The sequence below is a fragment of the Desulfuromusa ferrireducens genome, from assembly GCF_055389805.1.
Genome location: NZ_AP042415.1, coordinates 1753458 through 1769689, shown reverse-complemented (window position 1 = coordinate 1769689; position 16232 = coordinate 1753458). Strand labels below are relative to the sequence as shown.

Sequence of the window (16232 nt, the reverse complement as noted above, 5' to 3'; positions counted from 1 at the left end):
CGATGCAACTGACCTGTCCGCATTGCAGATTCAGTAAGAAGATCGATCCGACAAAGTTGCCGGATGGCGTCACCCAGGCAAGCTGCCCGCGCTGTAACATGGCGTTTGCGGTTCCGCAGGTGGAAGCAACCGCTCCGCTAAATGAAGCGGCGGCCGCGCAGATTGTTACTGAAGTTTCGCCAGCAACAACAGCGAACCAGGCGCGACTCGATGCGCAATCGAAAGCGGGCTTTTGGCTGCGCGTGGTGGCAACCATGATCGATACGGCCCTGCTCTTCGGCCTGCAATTTGTCCTCGGTCTGCTATTGATGCTGGCCGGTGTTGCCACCATCGGTAGCACAGACGAAATGGCTGGAGTGGTCACCTTATTCGGCACCATCGTCGGTCTTGCCTACTACGTTGTGTTCACCGCTCAGGGCGGCCAGACTCCGGGGAAAATGGCGCTACGCATTAAAGTCATCTGCCGTGACGGCAGTGACGTCGGCTATGGGAAAGCCGTCGTTCGTGAACTGTTCGGCAAATTTATTTCCGCTATTATTCTCGGCAGCGGCTACCTGATGGTTGCCTTTGACGAACAAAAACAGGGTCTGCATGATCGCATGGCCGATACCTACGTGATAAAACTATAAAACCGGAGCCGAGAAACCAGGCTCCGTATTCAAGGAGAAACAAGAATGAGCAAACCTGACATCAAAAAAGCGGTGCTCGCCTACTCGGGCGGCTTGGACACCTCGATCATCCTCAAATGGCTGGTCGAAGAATATGGCTGTGAAGTGGTCGCCTTTTCGGCCGACTTAGGACAAGGCGAAGAGCTCGATGGCATCCCGGCAAAAGCCAAGGCCACCGGTGCCTGCGCCTGCTACATCGAAGACCTGCGCGAAGAGTTTGTCCGTGATTTCGTCTTCCCGATGTTCCGCGCCAACGCTATTTACGAAGGCCGCTACTTCCTCGGCACCTCGATTGCCCGGCCACTGATCGCCAAGAAGCAGATGGAGATCGCCGCCGCCGAAGGTGCCGATGCGGTTTCTCACGGTGCCACCGGCAAAGGCAACGATCAGGTCCGTTTTGAGCTCGGCTACTACCACTTCGACCCAGCGGTCCACGTTATTGCCCCGTGGCGCGAGTGGGACCTGAACAGCCGTACCGCCCTGGAAGAGTACGCCAAGCAGCACGGCATTCCGGTACCAACCAGCAAAAAGAACCCCTGGAGCTCTGACCGCAACCTGCTGCACATCTCCTTTGAAGGCGACGTGCTGGAAGATCCTTGGGCCGAAGCTCCAGAACACATGTACGTGCTCACGGTTGCCCCGGAAGATGCTCCCGACACTGCGGAATTTGTTGAGATTGATTTCAAAAACGGTGACCCTATCGCAGTTAACGGCGAGCAACTCTCCCCGGCCAACCTACTTGCCAAGCTCAACGAACTGGGCGGCAAGCACGGCATTGGCCGCGTCGACCTGATGGAAAACCGTTACGTCGGCATGAAGAGCCGTGGCGTCTACGAGACTCCTGGCGGCACCATCCTCGAAGAAGCGCATCGCGGCGTCGAGTCGATCACCATGGACCGCGAAGTGATGCACCTGCGCGATTCACTGATCCCACGCTACGCCGAAATGGTCTACAACGGCTACTGGTTCTCTCCCGAGCGCGACGCCCTGCAGGCGTTGATTGACGATACCCAAAAGACCGTCAACGGCAAGGCACGCGTCAAACTGTACAAAGGGCACTGCCGAGTGGTTGGTCGTCAGTCCGATACCGACAGCCTGTTCAACGTCGAGTTCGCCACCTTCGAAGCCGACAAAGTCTACAACCAGGCCGACGCCGAAGGCTTCATCAAGATCAACTCGCTGCGTTTGCGCATCCGCAGCATGATGGATCAAAAACGCAAGTAGACCAGGCAGGGGCACGGCTTGCCGTGCCCCATTAAATAACAACAGGATGTAGGAACAAGGATTTCTATTCGCGGTCAAAACAGCCTCTGAACAGACAGATGCCGAGACCGGATAAAAAGACCGTTCCCTTGGAGCAAAGATGAGCAGCAAACTTTGGGGTGGCCGCTTCACCCAACCGACCGATAAATTCGTCGAAGAATTCACCGCTTCAATCGCATTCGACCAGCGTCTCTACGCCTACGATATCCAAGGCTCCAAGGCGCACGCCGAGATGCTCGGCCGCCAAGAGATCATCGCCACTGAAGAGGCGCAGCAGATCATCACCGGACTGGATGGGATCCTCAAGGACATCGAAGCCGGTAAGGTCGAGTTTTCGGTCGCGCTGGAAGATATCCACATGAACATCGAAGCGCGCTTGACCGAGCGGATCGGTGATGTCGGCGGCAAGCTGCATACCGGCCGCAGCCGCAACGATCAGGTGGCGGTCGATATCCGCCTCTACCTGCGCGATGAGATCGACATCATTCTCGACTATCTCGCCGCGCTGGAAGCCTCGCTGATCAAACAGGCCGAAGAAAACCTTGATGTCATTATGCCCGGCTACACCCATTTGCAGACCGCTCAACCGGTACTCTACAGTCACCACATGCTGGCTTACCGGGAGATGATCGCCCGCGACATGACTCGGCTACAGGATCTGCGCGCCCGCTTTAATGTGATGCCGCTTGGCGCCGGTGCCTTAGCTGGAACCACCTTCCCGATTGACCGCGAATGGGTTGCGCAGCAGCTCGGTTTTGATGGGGTCACCCGCAACAGCCTCGACTCGGTCTCCGACCGCGACTTTGCCATTGAGTTCTGCAGCTTTGCCAGCATTCTGATGATGCACCTGTCGCGCCTCTCCGAAGAGTTGATCCTCTGGTCGAGTGCCGACTTCAACTTCATCGAGCTGACCGACGCCTACTGCACCGGCAGCTCGATCATGCCGCAGAAGAAGAACCCTGACGTGCCGGAACTGGTGCGTGGCAAAACCGGCCGCGTCTACGGCAACCTGATGTGCATGCTGACGCTGATGAAGTCTCTGCCGCTGGCCTACAACAAGGACATGCAGGAAGACAAGGAGCCGCTGTTCGATACCCTCGATACGGTCAAAGGCTCGCTGAAGATCTTCGCTGACATGATCGCCGAGATGGCGGTCAAGGGCGATAACATGCGCATCGCCGCAGCACGCGGCTTTTCCACCGCCACCGACGTCGCCGATTACTGTGTCCGCAAAGGGCTGCCCTTCCGTCAGGCCCATGAGGTGGTCGGCAAAACGGTCGCTTACTGCGTTGCCAACGGTAAGGATATCCCCGAATTAAGCCTCGCCGAATTTCGCGAGTTCTCCACGCTGATCGAGGCCGACATCTACGACTTCGTCACTCTCGAAGCCTCGGTCAATGCCCGTAAGGCAACCGGTGGTACAGCCCGTGAAGCGGTCGAGCGGGAACTGTCCCGATTAAAAAAATAAGCCGCCTCCGTAGGGGCGACCCGCTGGGTCGCCCGCTTCGATAAGTTCCGAATTATCACAAACACGGGCGAGCCAACGGCTCGCCCCTACAAAAAGATAACGAAAACGCCATGCGAATAAGATATCTACTTACAGCGACCGTTGCCATGCTGATCATCACCGCCTGCGGCAACAAGGGTCCGGTACGACCACTGGAGGTCCAGCTGCCCGGTTCGGTCACAGCACTGGAGTTGCGGCAACAGGGTGAGGCGTTACTGCTTGGCTGGCAACTGCCGACGCACAATCTGGATGGCAGCCCTCTGGCGCAACCACCGGCGGTTGACATCTATCGCATGACCTTCGATCCACAGGACGATTGCCCCGAATGTTTTGACCGTTCAACACTGCTGGTCAGTATCAATCCTCAACTGCCGAAACCGGCTCAACAGGTCGGTCCGCGTTTCCTTCTGCATGACCGACAGGTCAAAGTCGGAAAAGGCTATCAGTACAAACTGGTGACCCGTAACGAGGATGATGAAATCGGCAAACCGGTGATTGTGCGACTGGCCTGCTCCCAAGCGTTGCCCGCTCCGCAAAATTTCCAAGCCACGCCGCATGACCGCTCAGTACAGCTGCAATGGCAGGCACTGACTCCAGCTGTTGGTGTCAGCCTGATAGGCTATCAGCTTTACCGCCGCGTCGCTGTCGACGACAACCCTTATCCACTCAACCCGCAACCTCTACAGCAAGCCAGTTTCGAGGATTTCAGTCTCGACAACGGCACCAGCTACCAGTATCGGGTCCGAGCGCTGGTCAAACGGGACGGTAAACAGATGGAAGGACTCGCGACCCCCGAGCTGAGCGTCATCCCCAAAGCGGGAATCTGAGAACCGGTTAAGCCCCCGACAAACAGGCTAAAATCGACATTCAACGGCGCCGTGGGATCTTTACTTTCCCACGGCGTTATGCTAGCAATACTGTTTATTCTGCGCCATTATTGCGGCGCTTTTTATTGAATTTTCAGTTTCACTGACAGAGAGACAACAGCGTGATTGTGCCCCGCTAACATGCCCGGTCACAAACAGAGGAGAGACTATGTTTCACGGATCTATGGTTGCCATCATTACCCCCTTCGACGCTGAAGGAAATTTTGATGAGGAAAGCTACCGCCAACTGATCGAATTCCAGATTGAAAACGGTACTGACGTCATCGTCCCCTGCGGGACCACTGGTGAGTCAGCGACCTTAAATTATGATGAGCACAACCGAGTCATCAAAACCTGTATCGAGCAGGTCAATAAACGGGTTCCGGTGATCGCCGGCACTGGCTCCAACTCAACCGCCGAAGCGATCGAAATTTCTCAGCACGCCAAGGAAATGGGAGCCGATGGTCTGCTGCTGGTCTCCCCCTACTACAACAAACCCTCCCAGGAAGGTCTGTTCCAGCATTTCAAAGCCCTCGCCGAGAGCGTCGTTCTGCCGCAGGTGCTGTACAATGTCCCAGGCCGCACCGGCATGAATATGACCGCCGCCACCACCATCCGCCTGGCCGAGTTTGACAATATTGTCGCCATCAAGGAAGCTTCCGGCGACCTGACCCAGGCCAGCGAGATCATCGCCAATGCCGGTGACAAGATCGACGTCCTATCCGGCGACGATTTTCTTACTCTGCCGCTGATGGCTTGTGGTGCGAAGGGGATCATTTCGGTGACCGCCAATATCATGCCGAAACAGGTCAAGGCAATGGTCACAGCGATCCAGCAGGGGCAATGGGATGACGCCCGCAGAATGCATCTAAACCTGCTTGACGTCCACCAGGCGATGTTCATCGAAAGCAATCCGGTGCCGGTGAAAACCTCCGCTGCACTGATGGGCAAATGCCAGGCTGACGTCCGCCTGCCGCTGGTCGGCATGGGCTCGGGAACACTGGAAAAACTGCAGACCGTCCTGCGCAAGCACGCATTGATTTAAGGAAGCCATCCTATGAACGTAGCAATTGTCGGCGCTGCCGGCCGCATGGGCGGTCGCCTGATTCATGCCGTTTTGGAAGCCGAAGGCCTGGAATTGACCGGTGCCGTTGAGCGTCCCGGCCATCCACAGATCGGCCTCGATGCCGGACTGGTTGCCGGAGCCGGGGAATTGGGCGTGCAGATCAGCGATGACCTGGCGACCGCCATGGCCGACTCCGATGTGCTGATCGACTTCACCTTTCCCGATGTCACCCTGCAGAATCTGGCGATCTGCGCCGCACAGGGCAAGATGGTGGTCAGCGGTTCGACCGGATTCACCCCCGAACAGCGGGCCGAAGCGGAAACGTTCGCCGAGAAGATCCCGGTGGTCCTGGCGCCAAACATGAGCGTCGGCGTTAACGCCTGCTTCAAGCTGCTCAAGGAAGCGGCGAAAATCCTCGGTGATGACTTTGATGTCGAAGTGGTCGAACTGCATCACAACAAAAAGAAAGATTCGCCGAGTGGCACTGCGGTGCGTATGGGCGAAGTGGTCGCTGAGGAATTGGGCCGCGATTACAACAAAGTCGCCAACTTCCACCGCGAAGGGATGTGCGGCGAACGGAGTAAAGATGAAATCGGCATGCAGACAGTGCGCGGCGGTGATATCATCGGTGAACACACCGTCTACTTCATCGGCATGGGTGAGCGGATCGAAATCAGCCACCGCGCCATGAGCCGCGACATGTTTGCCCGCGGTGCCGCCCGCGCCTGCCAGTGGATCGCCGGCAAGGGCCCTGGAATTTACGATATGCAAGATGTCTTGGCATTAAAATAAGCCACGTCAAAAATCGCCCCCCTGAGGAGAACGAAAAATGAAACGTATTTTGGCTCTGCTTTTGATCGCGTCTGTTCTGTTTATTTCCGGCTGTGAAACCTTCCGTGGTCTCGGCAAGGATGTTGAAGACGCAGGTGAGTGGGTTCAGGATAAAGCAAAGTAATAAATCAAAAAGAGCAATTTAAAGATTCAAGCAGGGCGACCTCTCAAAGGTCGCCTTTTGCACAATTGACCGATCAATAATTTCAGGAGACAACTGATATGGCCCGTATTAACGACAACTATCTAAAACTGCAGGCAGGCTACCTCTTCCCGGAAATCAGCCGCCGCATCAACGAGTTCACCACCGCCAACCCCGATGCCAGCATTATTCGTCTCGGCATCGGCGATGTCACCAAGCCGCTGGTTCCAGCCGTCCTCAAGGCCTTCCACGATGGCGTTGACGACATGGCCAAGGGCGACAGCTTTCACGGCTACGGCCCAGAGCAAGGCTACGATTGGCTTTCGCAGGTGATCATCGACAAGGCCTATAAGCCGCTCGGCGTCGAACTAAAGACCAGCGAAGTCTTCATCTCCGATGGTTCCAAATGCGACAGCGCCAACATCCTCGACATCTTTGACCTCGGCAACAAAGTGGCTATCGGCGATCCTGTCTACCCGGTCTACAACGACACCAACGTCATGGTCGGTCGCAGCGGTCAGGTCGATGATAAAGGCTACTACGAGGGCCTGGTCTACATGCCCTGCACCGAGGAGAACGGTTTTGCCCCGGCCTTCCCGAGCGAAAAGGTCGATGTCATCTATCTCTGCTTCCCGAACAACCCGACCGGCACCGTTGCGACAAAAGAGCAGCTTAAAGCCTGGGTCGATTACGCCATCGCGAACGATGCCGTAATCCTCTTCGACGCGGCCTACGAGGCCTTTATCACCGAAGCTGACATCCCCCACTCGATCTACGAAATTGAAGGTGCTAAGCAGTGCGCCATCGAGTTCCGTTCCTTCTCCAAGACCGCTGGCTTTACAGGCGTACGCTGTGGCTTGACCGTCGTGCCGGAAGCGCTGATGGGCACGACCGAAAGCGGTGAGAAGTACAGCTTTAACAAGCTCTGGAACCGCCGCCAGTGCACCAAGTTCAACGGCGTCTCCTACCCGGTACAAAAGGCTGCCGCCGCTGTCTACAGCGACGAAGGCTGGGCGCAGGTCAAGGAGATCATCGACTACTACATGGCCAACGCCACGATCATCCGCGAAGGCTTAACCGCCGCCGGCATTGAATGCTTCGGCGGCGTCAACGCTCCCTATATCTGGCTGAAAACCCCGGAGGGGATGACCAGCTGGGATTTCTTCGACAAGCTGCTTAACGAGTGCTTCGTCGTCGGCACCCCCGGCAGCGGCTTCGGCCCAAGCGGCGAAGGCTACTTCCGCCTTTCCGCCTTCGGCGAACGCGCCAATGTAGAAACCGCAGTTGCGCGGATTCGGGAGAAGTGGGGCAAGTAATTGCTTTGCTGAAAATTCAAAAAGGGCGGCCATTCGGTCGCCCTTTTTTTATGCCCCCTAGATTAACAGGAGAATTTCTGCCGCGGCCGCGGAATCCGCTATAATCATCCTATGGTTATGCGTTTGTTACTGATTCTTTTGGCTCTATTGCTAGCGATGCCGAACGGCCCATCCGCGGCGCAATTCAAATGCCAACCAACTCAGGAAGACGAGATGGGCCCCTTCTACCGTCCAGGAGCACCGCTGCGCTCAAAGATCGGTGCAGGCTATTTGCTCACCGGCACGGTAAAATCGGCTGTGGATTGCACACCGATCGCTGCGCCGCTGATAGAATTCTGGCAAGCGGGAGTCAACGGCCGTTACGATGATGCTCACCGGGCTGCAGTTATTACTGGCAAAGCAGGGTACTACCAGCTTGAAACCGATTTTCCGGCCGAATATTATAGCCGGCCGCCGCATATTCACATCCGGGTTTCGGCCGCCGGTTTTCAGACGCTGGTAACCCAACACTATCTACGAAAAAAATCCTCGTCTGCAACCTTCGACCTGATTCTCACGCCTGAAAACTGACTAGGCTAAAAGTTCATGACCAACACTCAAACATCGGACTGACATGCTACTACTGATCACTTACATCCTGATCGCCCTGGTCTTCTCCTTCCTCTGCTCGATTGCCGAAGCGGTTATCCTAAGTGTCACCACCGCCCACATCGCATTACTGGAAAAAGACGGCAAAAAATCGGGCCGACTGTTGCGCAACCTAAAGGCCAACATCAACAAACCGTTGGCGGCGATCCTGACCCTCAACACCATCGCCCACACCGTCGGTGCCGCTGGTGCTGGAGCTCAAGCGACAAAGGTTTTCGGCAATGCTTACCTCGGCATCGCTTCGGTCATTTTAACCCTGCTGATCCTGATTTTTTCCGAGATTATCCCGAAAACCCTCGGTGCCCATTACTGGCGACAACTGGCCCCGGTGACCGCGATTAGCCTGAAGGGACTGATCTGGTTGCTCTACCCGTTTGTCAAACTCTCCGAACTGCTCACCAGAGGCTTGACTCATACGCCAAACTTGACCGGGTTCAGCCGCAAGGAATTTGTCGCCATGGCTGAATTGAGCGCCAAGGAAGGTCAGTTGGGACAACAGGAATCGATCATCCTGAAGAACCTGCTACGGCTGCGCAAAACCGAGATTGCCGACGCGATGACGCCGCGCACGGTGGTTTTCTCACTGCCGGAAACCTTGCGCGTTGAGGAATTCTTTCACAAGTACGACCAGATTCGTTTTTCGCGGATTCCAATCTATGCAGAGAATCAGGATGCGGTCACCGGTTTCGTCCTGCGCAGCGATCTGCTGCTGGCTCAGGCACGCGGCAACAGCGACAGCCCCTTAAGTAAATATTGCCGCGCGCTGCCGGCATTGTTGGCCAAGATGTCTCTGTCGCAGGCGTTTGACGAATTCATCCGACTGCGTGCCCATATCATGCTGGTGGTCGATGAATATGGTGGACTCAAAGGGCTGCTGACCTTGGAAGATTTAATCGAAACCGTCCTCGGGCTGGAGATTGTCGATGAAGGGGATGATGAGGTCGATATGCAGCAACTTGCCCGCCGCCTGTGGCGGCGCCGGGCCAAAGAGATGGACTTGGATCTCGACGACCTGTAAAGTTTTCGCATCAACCCATTAAGCGAAGAGGACCCCATGAAAAAACTCGGCATTATCCTGCTCGGTGTATTCTGCCTGCTTTACATTCTCAACCCTACGGCGGGGATTTTCGAACTGATCCCCGATAACCTGCCACTGATCGGCAATCTCGACGAAGCGGCAGCGGTTGCCGGGCTGTTGATGTGTCTGAAATATTTTGGCTTTGAGCTGCCCGACTTTTTTCGTCGCGGGGAAAAGGACGACAACGATATCACCATCAAATAGCGGCGATGACTACGAACTAAAAAGGCAGGACCATAATTGACCCTGCCTTTTCTCGAACAAAATCCCAGTGATATATTCTTTAAGCGTTTTGACGCTTGCGCCGATAAACAGCCAGTCCAAACAACCCGGCACCGAGCAGAATCAATGTTCCTGGTTCAGGAACAGGAGCAGGAACAGCAGGAACCTTGTCGCTGCCATCGTCGTCAAAACCCCGGAAGCGGGCAGCAAACCAATAATTTTGCCCGGAGCTCGAATCCTCTGACAAGGTATCAATAAAATCAGACTCCGTCAGAAGATCCAACCCACTGCCGGTCAGACTGAAGGTAAAGGTTTCGATATCTGCGACCGCAATCCCTCCGGTCGGACTGCCGCCTCCTATCCACGAGCTTGACGAAGCTCCGCCCAGATCGAAATCGCCAAACGGACTGGCGGGAACCGAGTCGTCAAAACTGCTCCCTCCCAGCAAGGTAGTAAATGATGCCGAGGTTGAAGCCAGACTGACACCAGAAACACTGTCGCCAGGAGTGTTAAACGCAAAAGCAACCAGATAGCCACCGTTAGCGGCTGGCGAATCGTTGGTTAATTCGACGATCACTTTTGCTATTGTCGAACTGGTAAAAGAGTAACTGAACGACCCCGAGTAATCCCCCAGGGCTTCAGTTGAATTTGCAGTATCGGCAACGATGGAAATTGCCCATACTGATGAAGTAGCAACAAATATCAGCAGCAGCAGTAAGGTTACTATTCTTTTCATCTTGGCCTCCTCAATTTTGCCTGAGGGTTAACTATCTACGTGACTAATTAGAATGCAAAATCAAGGCCAAACACAACTACCTAGAATTCCTAGCGAATAAATTCCGACGCTAATAGCACAAGAACAGTGTAAGCTTTTCCGACACCTACACTATGGGCCACCTATAATATTGCCGACCTTTTCACTGTTGCCAAAGACAAGTAGCCAACCATCGCTCGACGTTGCAATCGACCTCAGAAAAGACTGCTCCGAAATCGAAGCAGTCTTTTCTTTTGCTAAGCAAGAGATGATCGGAAGATGGGAAGGCCGAACCTCACAGGGGAATGTCGCAACGCTGAAGGCGGATTTTTGGTGAAAGACAAAGCCGATCTTTACGCTATCGGGCTACTCAAGTGGACGACAGGGTCGACAAACAGGAGATGATTTTTTCCCCTTTAGATGAAAGCAGGTATTGTTTTTTATTATCCCTATCTAACAACCCGGCATCTTTTAGAATTTTCAGGTGGAAATTGACCTTGGTATGGTCTTCGATCTCGAGCCGCCGGGCGATATCCATAAAACGCATACTGCCTTCCACTTTTAATAACTGAAGGGTTTTGCGCCGCGTTTCGTTGGCTAGACACTTGAACATTTTATCCATATTAAGAATTTCACCACAGTGGGCAAAGCGGGCTTCTTCAAGCGCCCTGCGCACTGCCACCAGCAGATCAGCAATCTTGAACGGCTTGGCAATATAATCATCCGCCCCCTTACGCATTGCCTCGACAGCACTATCAACCGTGGAAAAAGCGGTCAGCATGATGACCTTCGCTTTTGGATGACTCCGCTTGATCTGTGGCAATGCCTCCAGTCCGCCCATAACCGGCATAATGGAATCGAGCAACACCAGATCAAAGTCTTCCTGCTCCAGAGCCGCAAGTGCGGTCTCGCCGTTGCCCGCAGCAGCGAGGGAAAATCCGGCATCGCTCAGCACCTCAACCAGATTTTCGCGCAGGTCCTGATCATCATCAACAACCAAAATTTTTGTCATCTATAGCCTCTCCTCGGGGGAAAATAAGTCGAACCGTTGTTCCTTGTCCAACCTCACTGCTTAACTCAATCTGTCCGCCGTGCAATTCCATAATTCCATAGCAAATCGAAAGCCCCAACCCGGTTCCCTGGCCGACGGCCTTGGTGGTGAAAAAGGGATCCAGAACCAGGCCGAGTTGCTCGGCCGGAATACCACTGCCGCGATCACAGATATCAACAATAACCTGCTGATCCTCCTGACGGGTGCGAATCGCAATGGTCCCCCCTTCCGGGCTCGCATCCATGGCATTAACCAGGACATTCAGAAAAACCTCTTCTAATTTCCAGGGGATGCCGGAGATCGCCGCAACCGGGAAAAAATCGCAGTCAATCCGATAAACTTTGCGCCGCGCGCCGAGCAGATCCAAAGTACTTTCAAGCACCTTATTGATGGACGTTGGTGCAAACTGGGTTTCTTTCTCCGGCGAAAAAGCGAGCAGCTCTCTGGCTATATTAGAAGCACGGACAAGGTTCCGCTCAATCGTAGCAAAGCGCTTTTTCGTCCGCTCAGACTCCAGTGTCCCCGCTAGCTCTGCCTGTAACAGCTCTACGGTCATCGAAACATTGGTCAAGGGATTATTGATTTCATGCGCGATGCCGAAAGCCAGCTTGCCTAACGCATGCAGCTTTTCAGCTTTGGCGAAGCGGACCAGTCGTTCTTCGATCAGCAGGCGGCGCTCTTCGTCAAAGATATACAGGGCGTGCATGAAAAAATGCAGGATAACAAAAGCCGATAAGCCGCGGAACAGTTCGATCGGTAAGTTCAGCAGGGGCAAATGAGCGCCGGAGGGGACCACCCCGGTCAAGATGCCGTAAAGCATCAAGGCATAGCCGGCCCCGGCAAAATTTCGCGCCCCTTTGTCGCTGATATTTATCAACGTACGTGAGTAGTAGAGTAAGCCGATCCCGGAGAAAAATGCCCCCGGCAGGCCGATGAAATTGCGAACACGAGCATTGATAAAGGAGTAGTCATCAATAAAGGAATAACCCTCGACACTAGACTCCGATAGATAAGAGAGAACCACCAGCAGCAGCAAAACAGCCAATGGAATCGGCAGTATATTGAAAATTTTCCGCCGTTCCGGGAAAGCCAAGCGCAGCACCCGAACTCCGAAGGCCAGTAAAAAAATAAAGGAAACCAGAACCAAGAGTAATTTCAAACTGTAGATCAGCGGAGCAAAACGTTCCGGAAAGGTCAAAAAAGGCAGGTTCTGATAAAGCTCAAACCATTCATGGAAGGCATGGCTGTAAGCAAACAGGGCGAACAGCCATAGAATCCCGGCTATTTTCAGATGACTGGCCCGGGTATCGCGCGAGGTAATTGAAACGCCGATGGCAAAAAATGCCATTCCATAGAAAAGATAGAGAAGAAAGATAAGAAAATCGGCTGGCATGTGGCTAAGCATAGCGCACCGGAGGGTATTCGGCAAAATAAGCGGAGCAGAAACCTAGCACCTGCAACCGAGAAGAAAAAAGTTTTTTCAATTCCCCCCCCCATTCACGATAGTTATCCTAGTAAATACGGATAGCTATACAAGACCTGTGAAGTAAACTTCACAGGGGATCGTTGTTTTGTGAATTTCTTTCATCTGGAAGCCTTCCATTTTTAGCCCTATCCTCAGAAACATGAGAAAAGTCTCTGGCTCGGCAGGTATTAATAACCTATCAATGGGGAGCGCTATGATCAAAAAAATTGCTTTAGGATTTACCGTTATTTCAATGTCGTTGTTGTTTATGGCGATCAATCCTTGCTACAGCCAAAACGACGCAACCTATGTTGGTGCGGAAAAATGTCGAGAGTGCCATGAAAGAACCTTTGAAGGTTGGAAAACCACAGTTCACCCGTACAAGTTCCAGGAGATATCTCCCGATAAGGTGGTTGCTGATTTCAACAAAAACAACACCTTGAAAACTGGCGACTACACCTCAAAAATGGCCAGAAAAGGCAATGACTACTTTATCACGACCATAGGTCCGGACGGCCAAGAGCATACCTATAAGGCAAAATACACGATCGGCTCGGTCTGGAAGCAGCGCTTTGTCACCGAATTCCCGAACGGCGGGCTGCATATCCTCCCTGTCCAGTGGAACGTCAAAAGCCAGGAGTGGGTTGACTATCATGGCCTGAAAAAACAGAAGCCAGGTGATGGAAAATACTGGAGCGATAAAGGCCGTACCTATCAATTCAAATGTTCTGGCTGTCACAATACCGGGACGCAATTTGCTTATGACAAGAATACCAATACCTTCAGTGGAACCATGTGGGCAGATAAAGGCGTTGCCTGTGAAGCATGTCACGGCCCCGGCAGCAACCATATCAAAGCTGAAGGCAAAGACCTGATCACGACGATTGTCAATCCGGCGAAAATTTATGATAAAAACCGTGCCGCGATGGTCTGCGGTCAGTGCCATACCCGCGGCAGCAGCACGACAGAATTTCTCGGTGCGCAGAAAACCGGCTACCCACATGATTACGAAGTCGGCGGCAATCTTAATTTTGCCTATGACGAAAAACCAGGTCTGAACCCGGACGGTTCGTCACGGCAGCATCACCAACAGTATATTGACTACAAACAGAGTAAACACTTTGAGACCGGCGTCATGTGTTGGGACTGCCACTATGTCCATCGCCAAGGAACCTCCAACGCCTTCCAGACCAAACTCCCGGGATCGTTCTTGTGCAAGAACTGTCATATTGATGTCGCCAAAACTGGCGTCCACGGCATTCACAGTACCAATGACTGCGTAGGTTGCCATATGGCCCCGGTGGCCAAAAGTGCAACTGCTGGGGATATTAAATCCCATAATTTCCAGGTGATCCTGCCGCATAAAACCGTTGAGCTTGGCGCCAAGCAAGCCAATGCCTGCAACCTCTGTCATTACCATAAAGACGACAAGCCTGCAGACCTGGCAAGAGTTATTGATTCGATCAAAAAGAAAAGTTGGGATAAATACAAATAGTTCCATCGTGACCCTGGTTAGCGTCCATTCGGAGAGCCCGGATGGACGCTAGGGAATACACCAAACTTTTCTAAGATCGAGGGAGACACATGAGTAAACAAGTTAAAAAATTACCACTAGTGCTCCTGCTGATTCTCGGTGTCGTTATCATAGCTGGCGGGACGACAGGCTACATATATGTCGGTTCAGATGAATTCTGCGCTTACAAATGTCATCAAATGTCAACCAGGGGTGCCACCTGGCAGCAGTCTTCGCATAAAGATGTAAAATGTATCACCTGTCATTCCGAACCTGGTTTTATAGGTGAACTGAAAGCCCATATTGATGGGATTAGCTACCTGACTTCTTTCCTGAAAGATACGACCACGCACAGTACCGTCTTTGCCTTCGAGCGGAATCCGGCCAGACTCAAATCATGCTTGCATTGTCACCCGGCAGAAAAACTGCGGGATGAAACGGAAGCCATCCGGATGAACCACGAACAGCATGTCGTCAAAGAGCAGTTGCTATGCACCGATTGTCATCAAGATGCCATTCACGGCACGCTGGGCTTTGAAACAGAGATGATGCGGCCAAGGGAAAAGAACTGCATTTCCTGTCACCTTAAAGTCGGCGCACTGACCAACTGTGAAAGTTGTCATACGCGACCGGTGGTCAGAAGCAAGAGCCGTTTCTTTGATCTGGAATCTCTGGAGGAGCCAGGGCTACGGCCGAAGGGAGAGAACTGATGACCCTATGCTTTTCTGTCTAAAAGACATCTACAAGAGCACCTAATATCGACCTGTCCCTCTTTTCCTGGAACAGGCACTCAAAAAAACGGGGCGACAGCTTAGGCTATCACCCCGTTGTTGTTTTTTTCAATCCAGATTCTTTTGCGCTGCAACGGTGCGACAAAAAAATGGGTGTATAAAAACAATCTGATCAATACGATTTTTTCGGCAGGTTCCAAACGCTCTCACGCGCTCCAGTTTCAGTTATAAATTCACCTTCATAGCCGAAACTGACCGCCACAACCGCGGGTGAAAGATCCATGTCGGAATCAAATAAAACCTTTTGCTCCAGAGAACCACCTACAGCTCGAGCTAAATCGACATAATCGAGGACAACATGGTCGGTGTTCAGAAGGAATAACTTCAGCTTAAAGTCGTAAACTCTCGCCAGATTGATTTGCGGATAGTCGGCAAAAGAAAAACCACCCGTTATGTTCAATTTATTATTCTGCGCTGCTATGTGGTAATCGACCTTTACATAAAGATCCCGCCAATGCCGTTCTCCGCTCATCGCCGCCGCATGGAGGGGAACAATCGTTTTCCGGTCGGCCTTTGCTCCCTTATAAAAGCCCGAGGTCGCCTGACATCCAGAAAACAACAGAACAGAGAAAAGAATCGAACAGAGAATCAGCGCTCGGTGGTTCAGCATAAAGAACTCCTTGAATTATCACTTAGGTCCGATTTTAACGTAGACGCAAGCCGTCATTCAAGCAAAGCAATTCTGCAAGGGGGTCGAAAACCCTGGGTGGCTCAGTGAAGGCAAAACAAGACATTGAGAGGCCGCAAGGACATTTACGCGAGTGCTGTGCGCAAATCCCCTGAGATCAATCGACAGCATTGGTGCGCTAAGATTCCGACAACCTGTTTCCTAGCGACTTGTCCATTCGTGCCGGACACGCTCTTCCAACCAATCCAGATCACGCAGCGAAACCTTCATCAATTTGGCATATTGCAAACATAAGGTTTTTTTCCCGGCCTGCTCAAAAGACACTTTCACCTTGCCGTTCTTACACTTCCCCTGGATAAAACCTGGGCCCCATTCTGGTTTGCCGAGGATACGGACCCGGTCTCCGTGGAAATATTCCATCGC

At 53.0% G+C, this 16232-nt stretch carries 18 protein-coding genes; 13 read left to right on the top strand and 5 right to left on the bottom strand.

Going from position 1 to position 16232, the window contains the following annotated elements:
- Nucleotides 1-2 precede the first annotated feature (2 nt).
- The 11 genes from ACZ5PT_RS07990 to ACZ5PT_RS07940 all read left to right on the top strand — a co-directional run bounded on the left by ACZ5PT_RS07990 (nucleotide 3) and on the right by ACZ5PT_RS07940 (nucleotide 9589).
- The gene (locus tag ACZ5PT_RS07990) at nucleotides 3-629 is read left to right on the top strand and encodes an RDD family protein (protein ID WP_464266288.1); all 627 of its coding nucleotides are present in this window, start codon (nucleotides 3-5) and stop codon (nucleotides 627-629) included.
- 45 nt (nucleotides 630-674) lie between these two features.
- Nucleotides 675-1892 (top strand): argininosuccinate synthase, encoded by a 1218-nt coding sequence (locus ACZ5PT_RS07985; protein ID WP_464266287.1) that lies wholly within the window; start codon nucleotides 675-677, stop codon nucleotides 1890-1892.
- Between the two features lie 139 nt (nucleotides 1893-2031).
- Nucleotides 2032-3399, top strand: coding sequence for an argininosuccinate lyase (argH, locus tag ACZ5PT_RS07980; protein WP_464266286.1), 1368 nt, complete (start codon nucleotides 2032-2034; stop codon nucleotides 3397-3399).
- Between the two features lie 110 nt (nucleotides 3400-3509).
- Nucleotides 3510-4265 (top strand): hypothetical protein, encoded by a 756-nt coding sequence (locus tag ACZ5PT_RS07975; protein WP_464266285.1) that lies wholly within the window; start codon nucleotides 3510-3512, stop codon nucleotides 4263-4265.
- A 208-nt stretch (nucleotides 4266-4473) separates the two neighbouring features.
- Nucleotides 4474-5349, top strand: a complete 876-nt coding sequence (gene dapA, locus ACZ5PT_RS07970) for a 4-hydroxy-tetrahydrodipicolinate synthase (protein ID WP_464266284.1) — start codon at nucleotides 4474-4476, stop codon at nucleotides 5347-5349.
- Between the two features lie 12 nt (nucleotides 5350-5361).
- Nucleotides 5362-6162, top strand: coding sequence for a 4-hydroxy-tetrahydrodipicolinate reductase (dapB, locus tag ACZ5PT_RS07965; RefSeq protein ID WP_464266283.1), 801 nt, complete (start codon nucleotides 5362-5364; stop codon nucleotides 6160-6162).
- A gap of 37 nt (nucleotides 6163-6199) precedes the next feature.
- Complete coding sequence (locus ACZ5PT_RS07960; protein ID WP_464266282.1) at nucleotides 6200-6325, top strand: entericidin A/B family lipoprotein; 126 nt, start codon at nucleotides 6200-6202, stop codon at nucleotides 6323-6325.
- Between the two features lie 98 nt (nucleotides 6326-6423).
- Nucleotides 6424-7659, top strand: coding sequence for an LL-diaminopimelate aminotransferase (locus tag ACZ5PT_RS07955; RefSeq protein ID WP_464266281.1), 1236 nt, complete (start codon nucleotides 6424-6426; stop codon nucleotides 7657-7659).
- 213 nt (nucleotides 7660-7872) lie between these two features.
- On the top strand, nucleotides 7873-8229 hold the full coding sequence (locus ACZ5PT_RS07950) for a dioxygenase family protein (RefSeq protein WP_464266280.1): 357 nt from the start codon (nucleotides 7873-7875) through the stop codon (nucleotides 8227-8229).
- A gap of 43 nt (nucleotides 8230-8272) precedes the next feature.
- Complete coding sequence (locus tag ACZ5PT_RS07945) at nucleotides 8273-9325, top strand: CNNM domain-containing protein (RefSeq protein ID WP_464266279.1); 1053 nt, start codon at nucleotides 8273-8275, stop codon at nucleotides 9323-9325.
- Between the two features lie 36 nt (nucleotides 9326-9361).
- The gene (locus ACZ5PT_RS07940) at nucleotides 9362-9589 is read left to right on the top strand and encodes a DUF1232 domain-containing protein (protein ID WP_464266278.1); all 228 of its coding nucleotides are present in this window, start codon (nucleotides 9362-9364) and stop codon (nucleotides 9587-9589) included.
- A gap of 79 nt (nucleotides 9590-9668) precedes the next feature.
- Here the strand turns inward: ACZ5PT_RS07940 and ACZ5PT_RS07935 are convergent, their stop codons facing one another.
- The 3 genes from ACZ5PT_RS07935 to ACZ5PT_RS07925 all read right to left on the bottom strand — a co-directional run bounded on the left by ACZ5PT_RS07935 (nucleotide 9669) and on the right by ACZ5PT_RS07925 (nucleotide 12817).
- Nucleotides 9669-10343 carry a PEP-CTERM sorting domain-containing protein gene (locus ACZ5PT_RS07935; protein WP_464266277.1) on the bottom strand — a complete coding sequence of 225 codons (675 nt, stop codon included), beginning with the start codon at nucleotides 10341-10343 and terminating at the stop codon, nucleotides 9669-9671.
- A gap of 388 nt (nucleotides 10344-10731) precedes the next feature.
- Nucleotides 10732-11373 carry a response regulator gene (locus ACZ5PT_RS07930; protein ID WP_464266276.1) on the bottom strand — a complete coding sequence of 214 codons (642 nt, stop codon included), beginning with the start codon at nucleotides 11371-11373 and terminating at the stop codon, nucleotides 10732-10734.
- A complete protein-coding gene (locus ACZ5PT_RS07925; RefSeq protein WP_464266275.1) occupies nucleotides 11351-12817 on the bottom strand; it encodes a sensor histidine kinase in 1467 nt (488 codons plus the stop codon). Before ACZ5PT_RS07925 ends, ACZ5PT_RS07930 begins: the two co-directional genes overlap by 23 nt.
- 274 nt (nucleotides 12818-13091) lie before the next feature.
- Between ACZ5PT_RS07925 and ACZ5PT_RS07920 the strand changes: the two genes are divergently transcribed.
- Complete coding sequence (locus ACZ5PT_RS07920; RefSeq protein ID WP_464266274.1) at nucleotides 13092-14372, top strand: multiheme c-type cytochrome; 1281 nt, start codon at nucleotides 13092-13094, stop codon at nucleotides 14370-14372.
- An 89-nt stretch (nucleotides 14373-14461) separates the two neighbouring features.
- Nucleotides 14462-15100, top strand: coding sequence for a NapC/NirT family cytochrome c (locus ACZ5PT_RS07915; RefSeq protein WP_464266273.1), 639 nt, complete (start codon nucleotides 14462-14464; stop codon nucleotides 15098-15100).
- Nucleotides 15101-15293: 193 nt separating this feature from the next.
- Here ACZ5PT_RS07915 and ACZ5PT_RS07910 read toward each other — a convergent pair whose 3' ends face one another.
- Both ACZ5PT_RS07910 and ACZ5PT_RS07905 read right to left on the bottom strand, forming a co-directional pair.
- On the bottom strand, nucleotides 15294-15791 hold the full coding sequence (locus ACZ5PT_RS07910) for a hypothetical protein (protein WP_464266272.1): 498 nt from the start codon (nucleotides 15789-15791) through the stop codon (nucleotides 15294-15296).
- A 219-nt stretch (nucleotides 15792-16010) separates the two neighbouring features.
- A complete protein-coding gene (locus tag ACZ5PT_RS07905; protein ID WP_464266271.1) occupies nucleotides 16011-16229 on the bottom strand; it encodes a DUF3553 domain-containing protein in 219 nt (72 codons plus the stop codon).
- Nucleotides 16230-16232 lie beyond the last annotated feature (3 nt).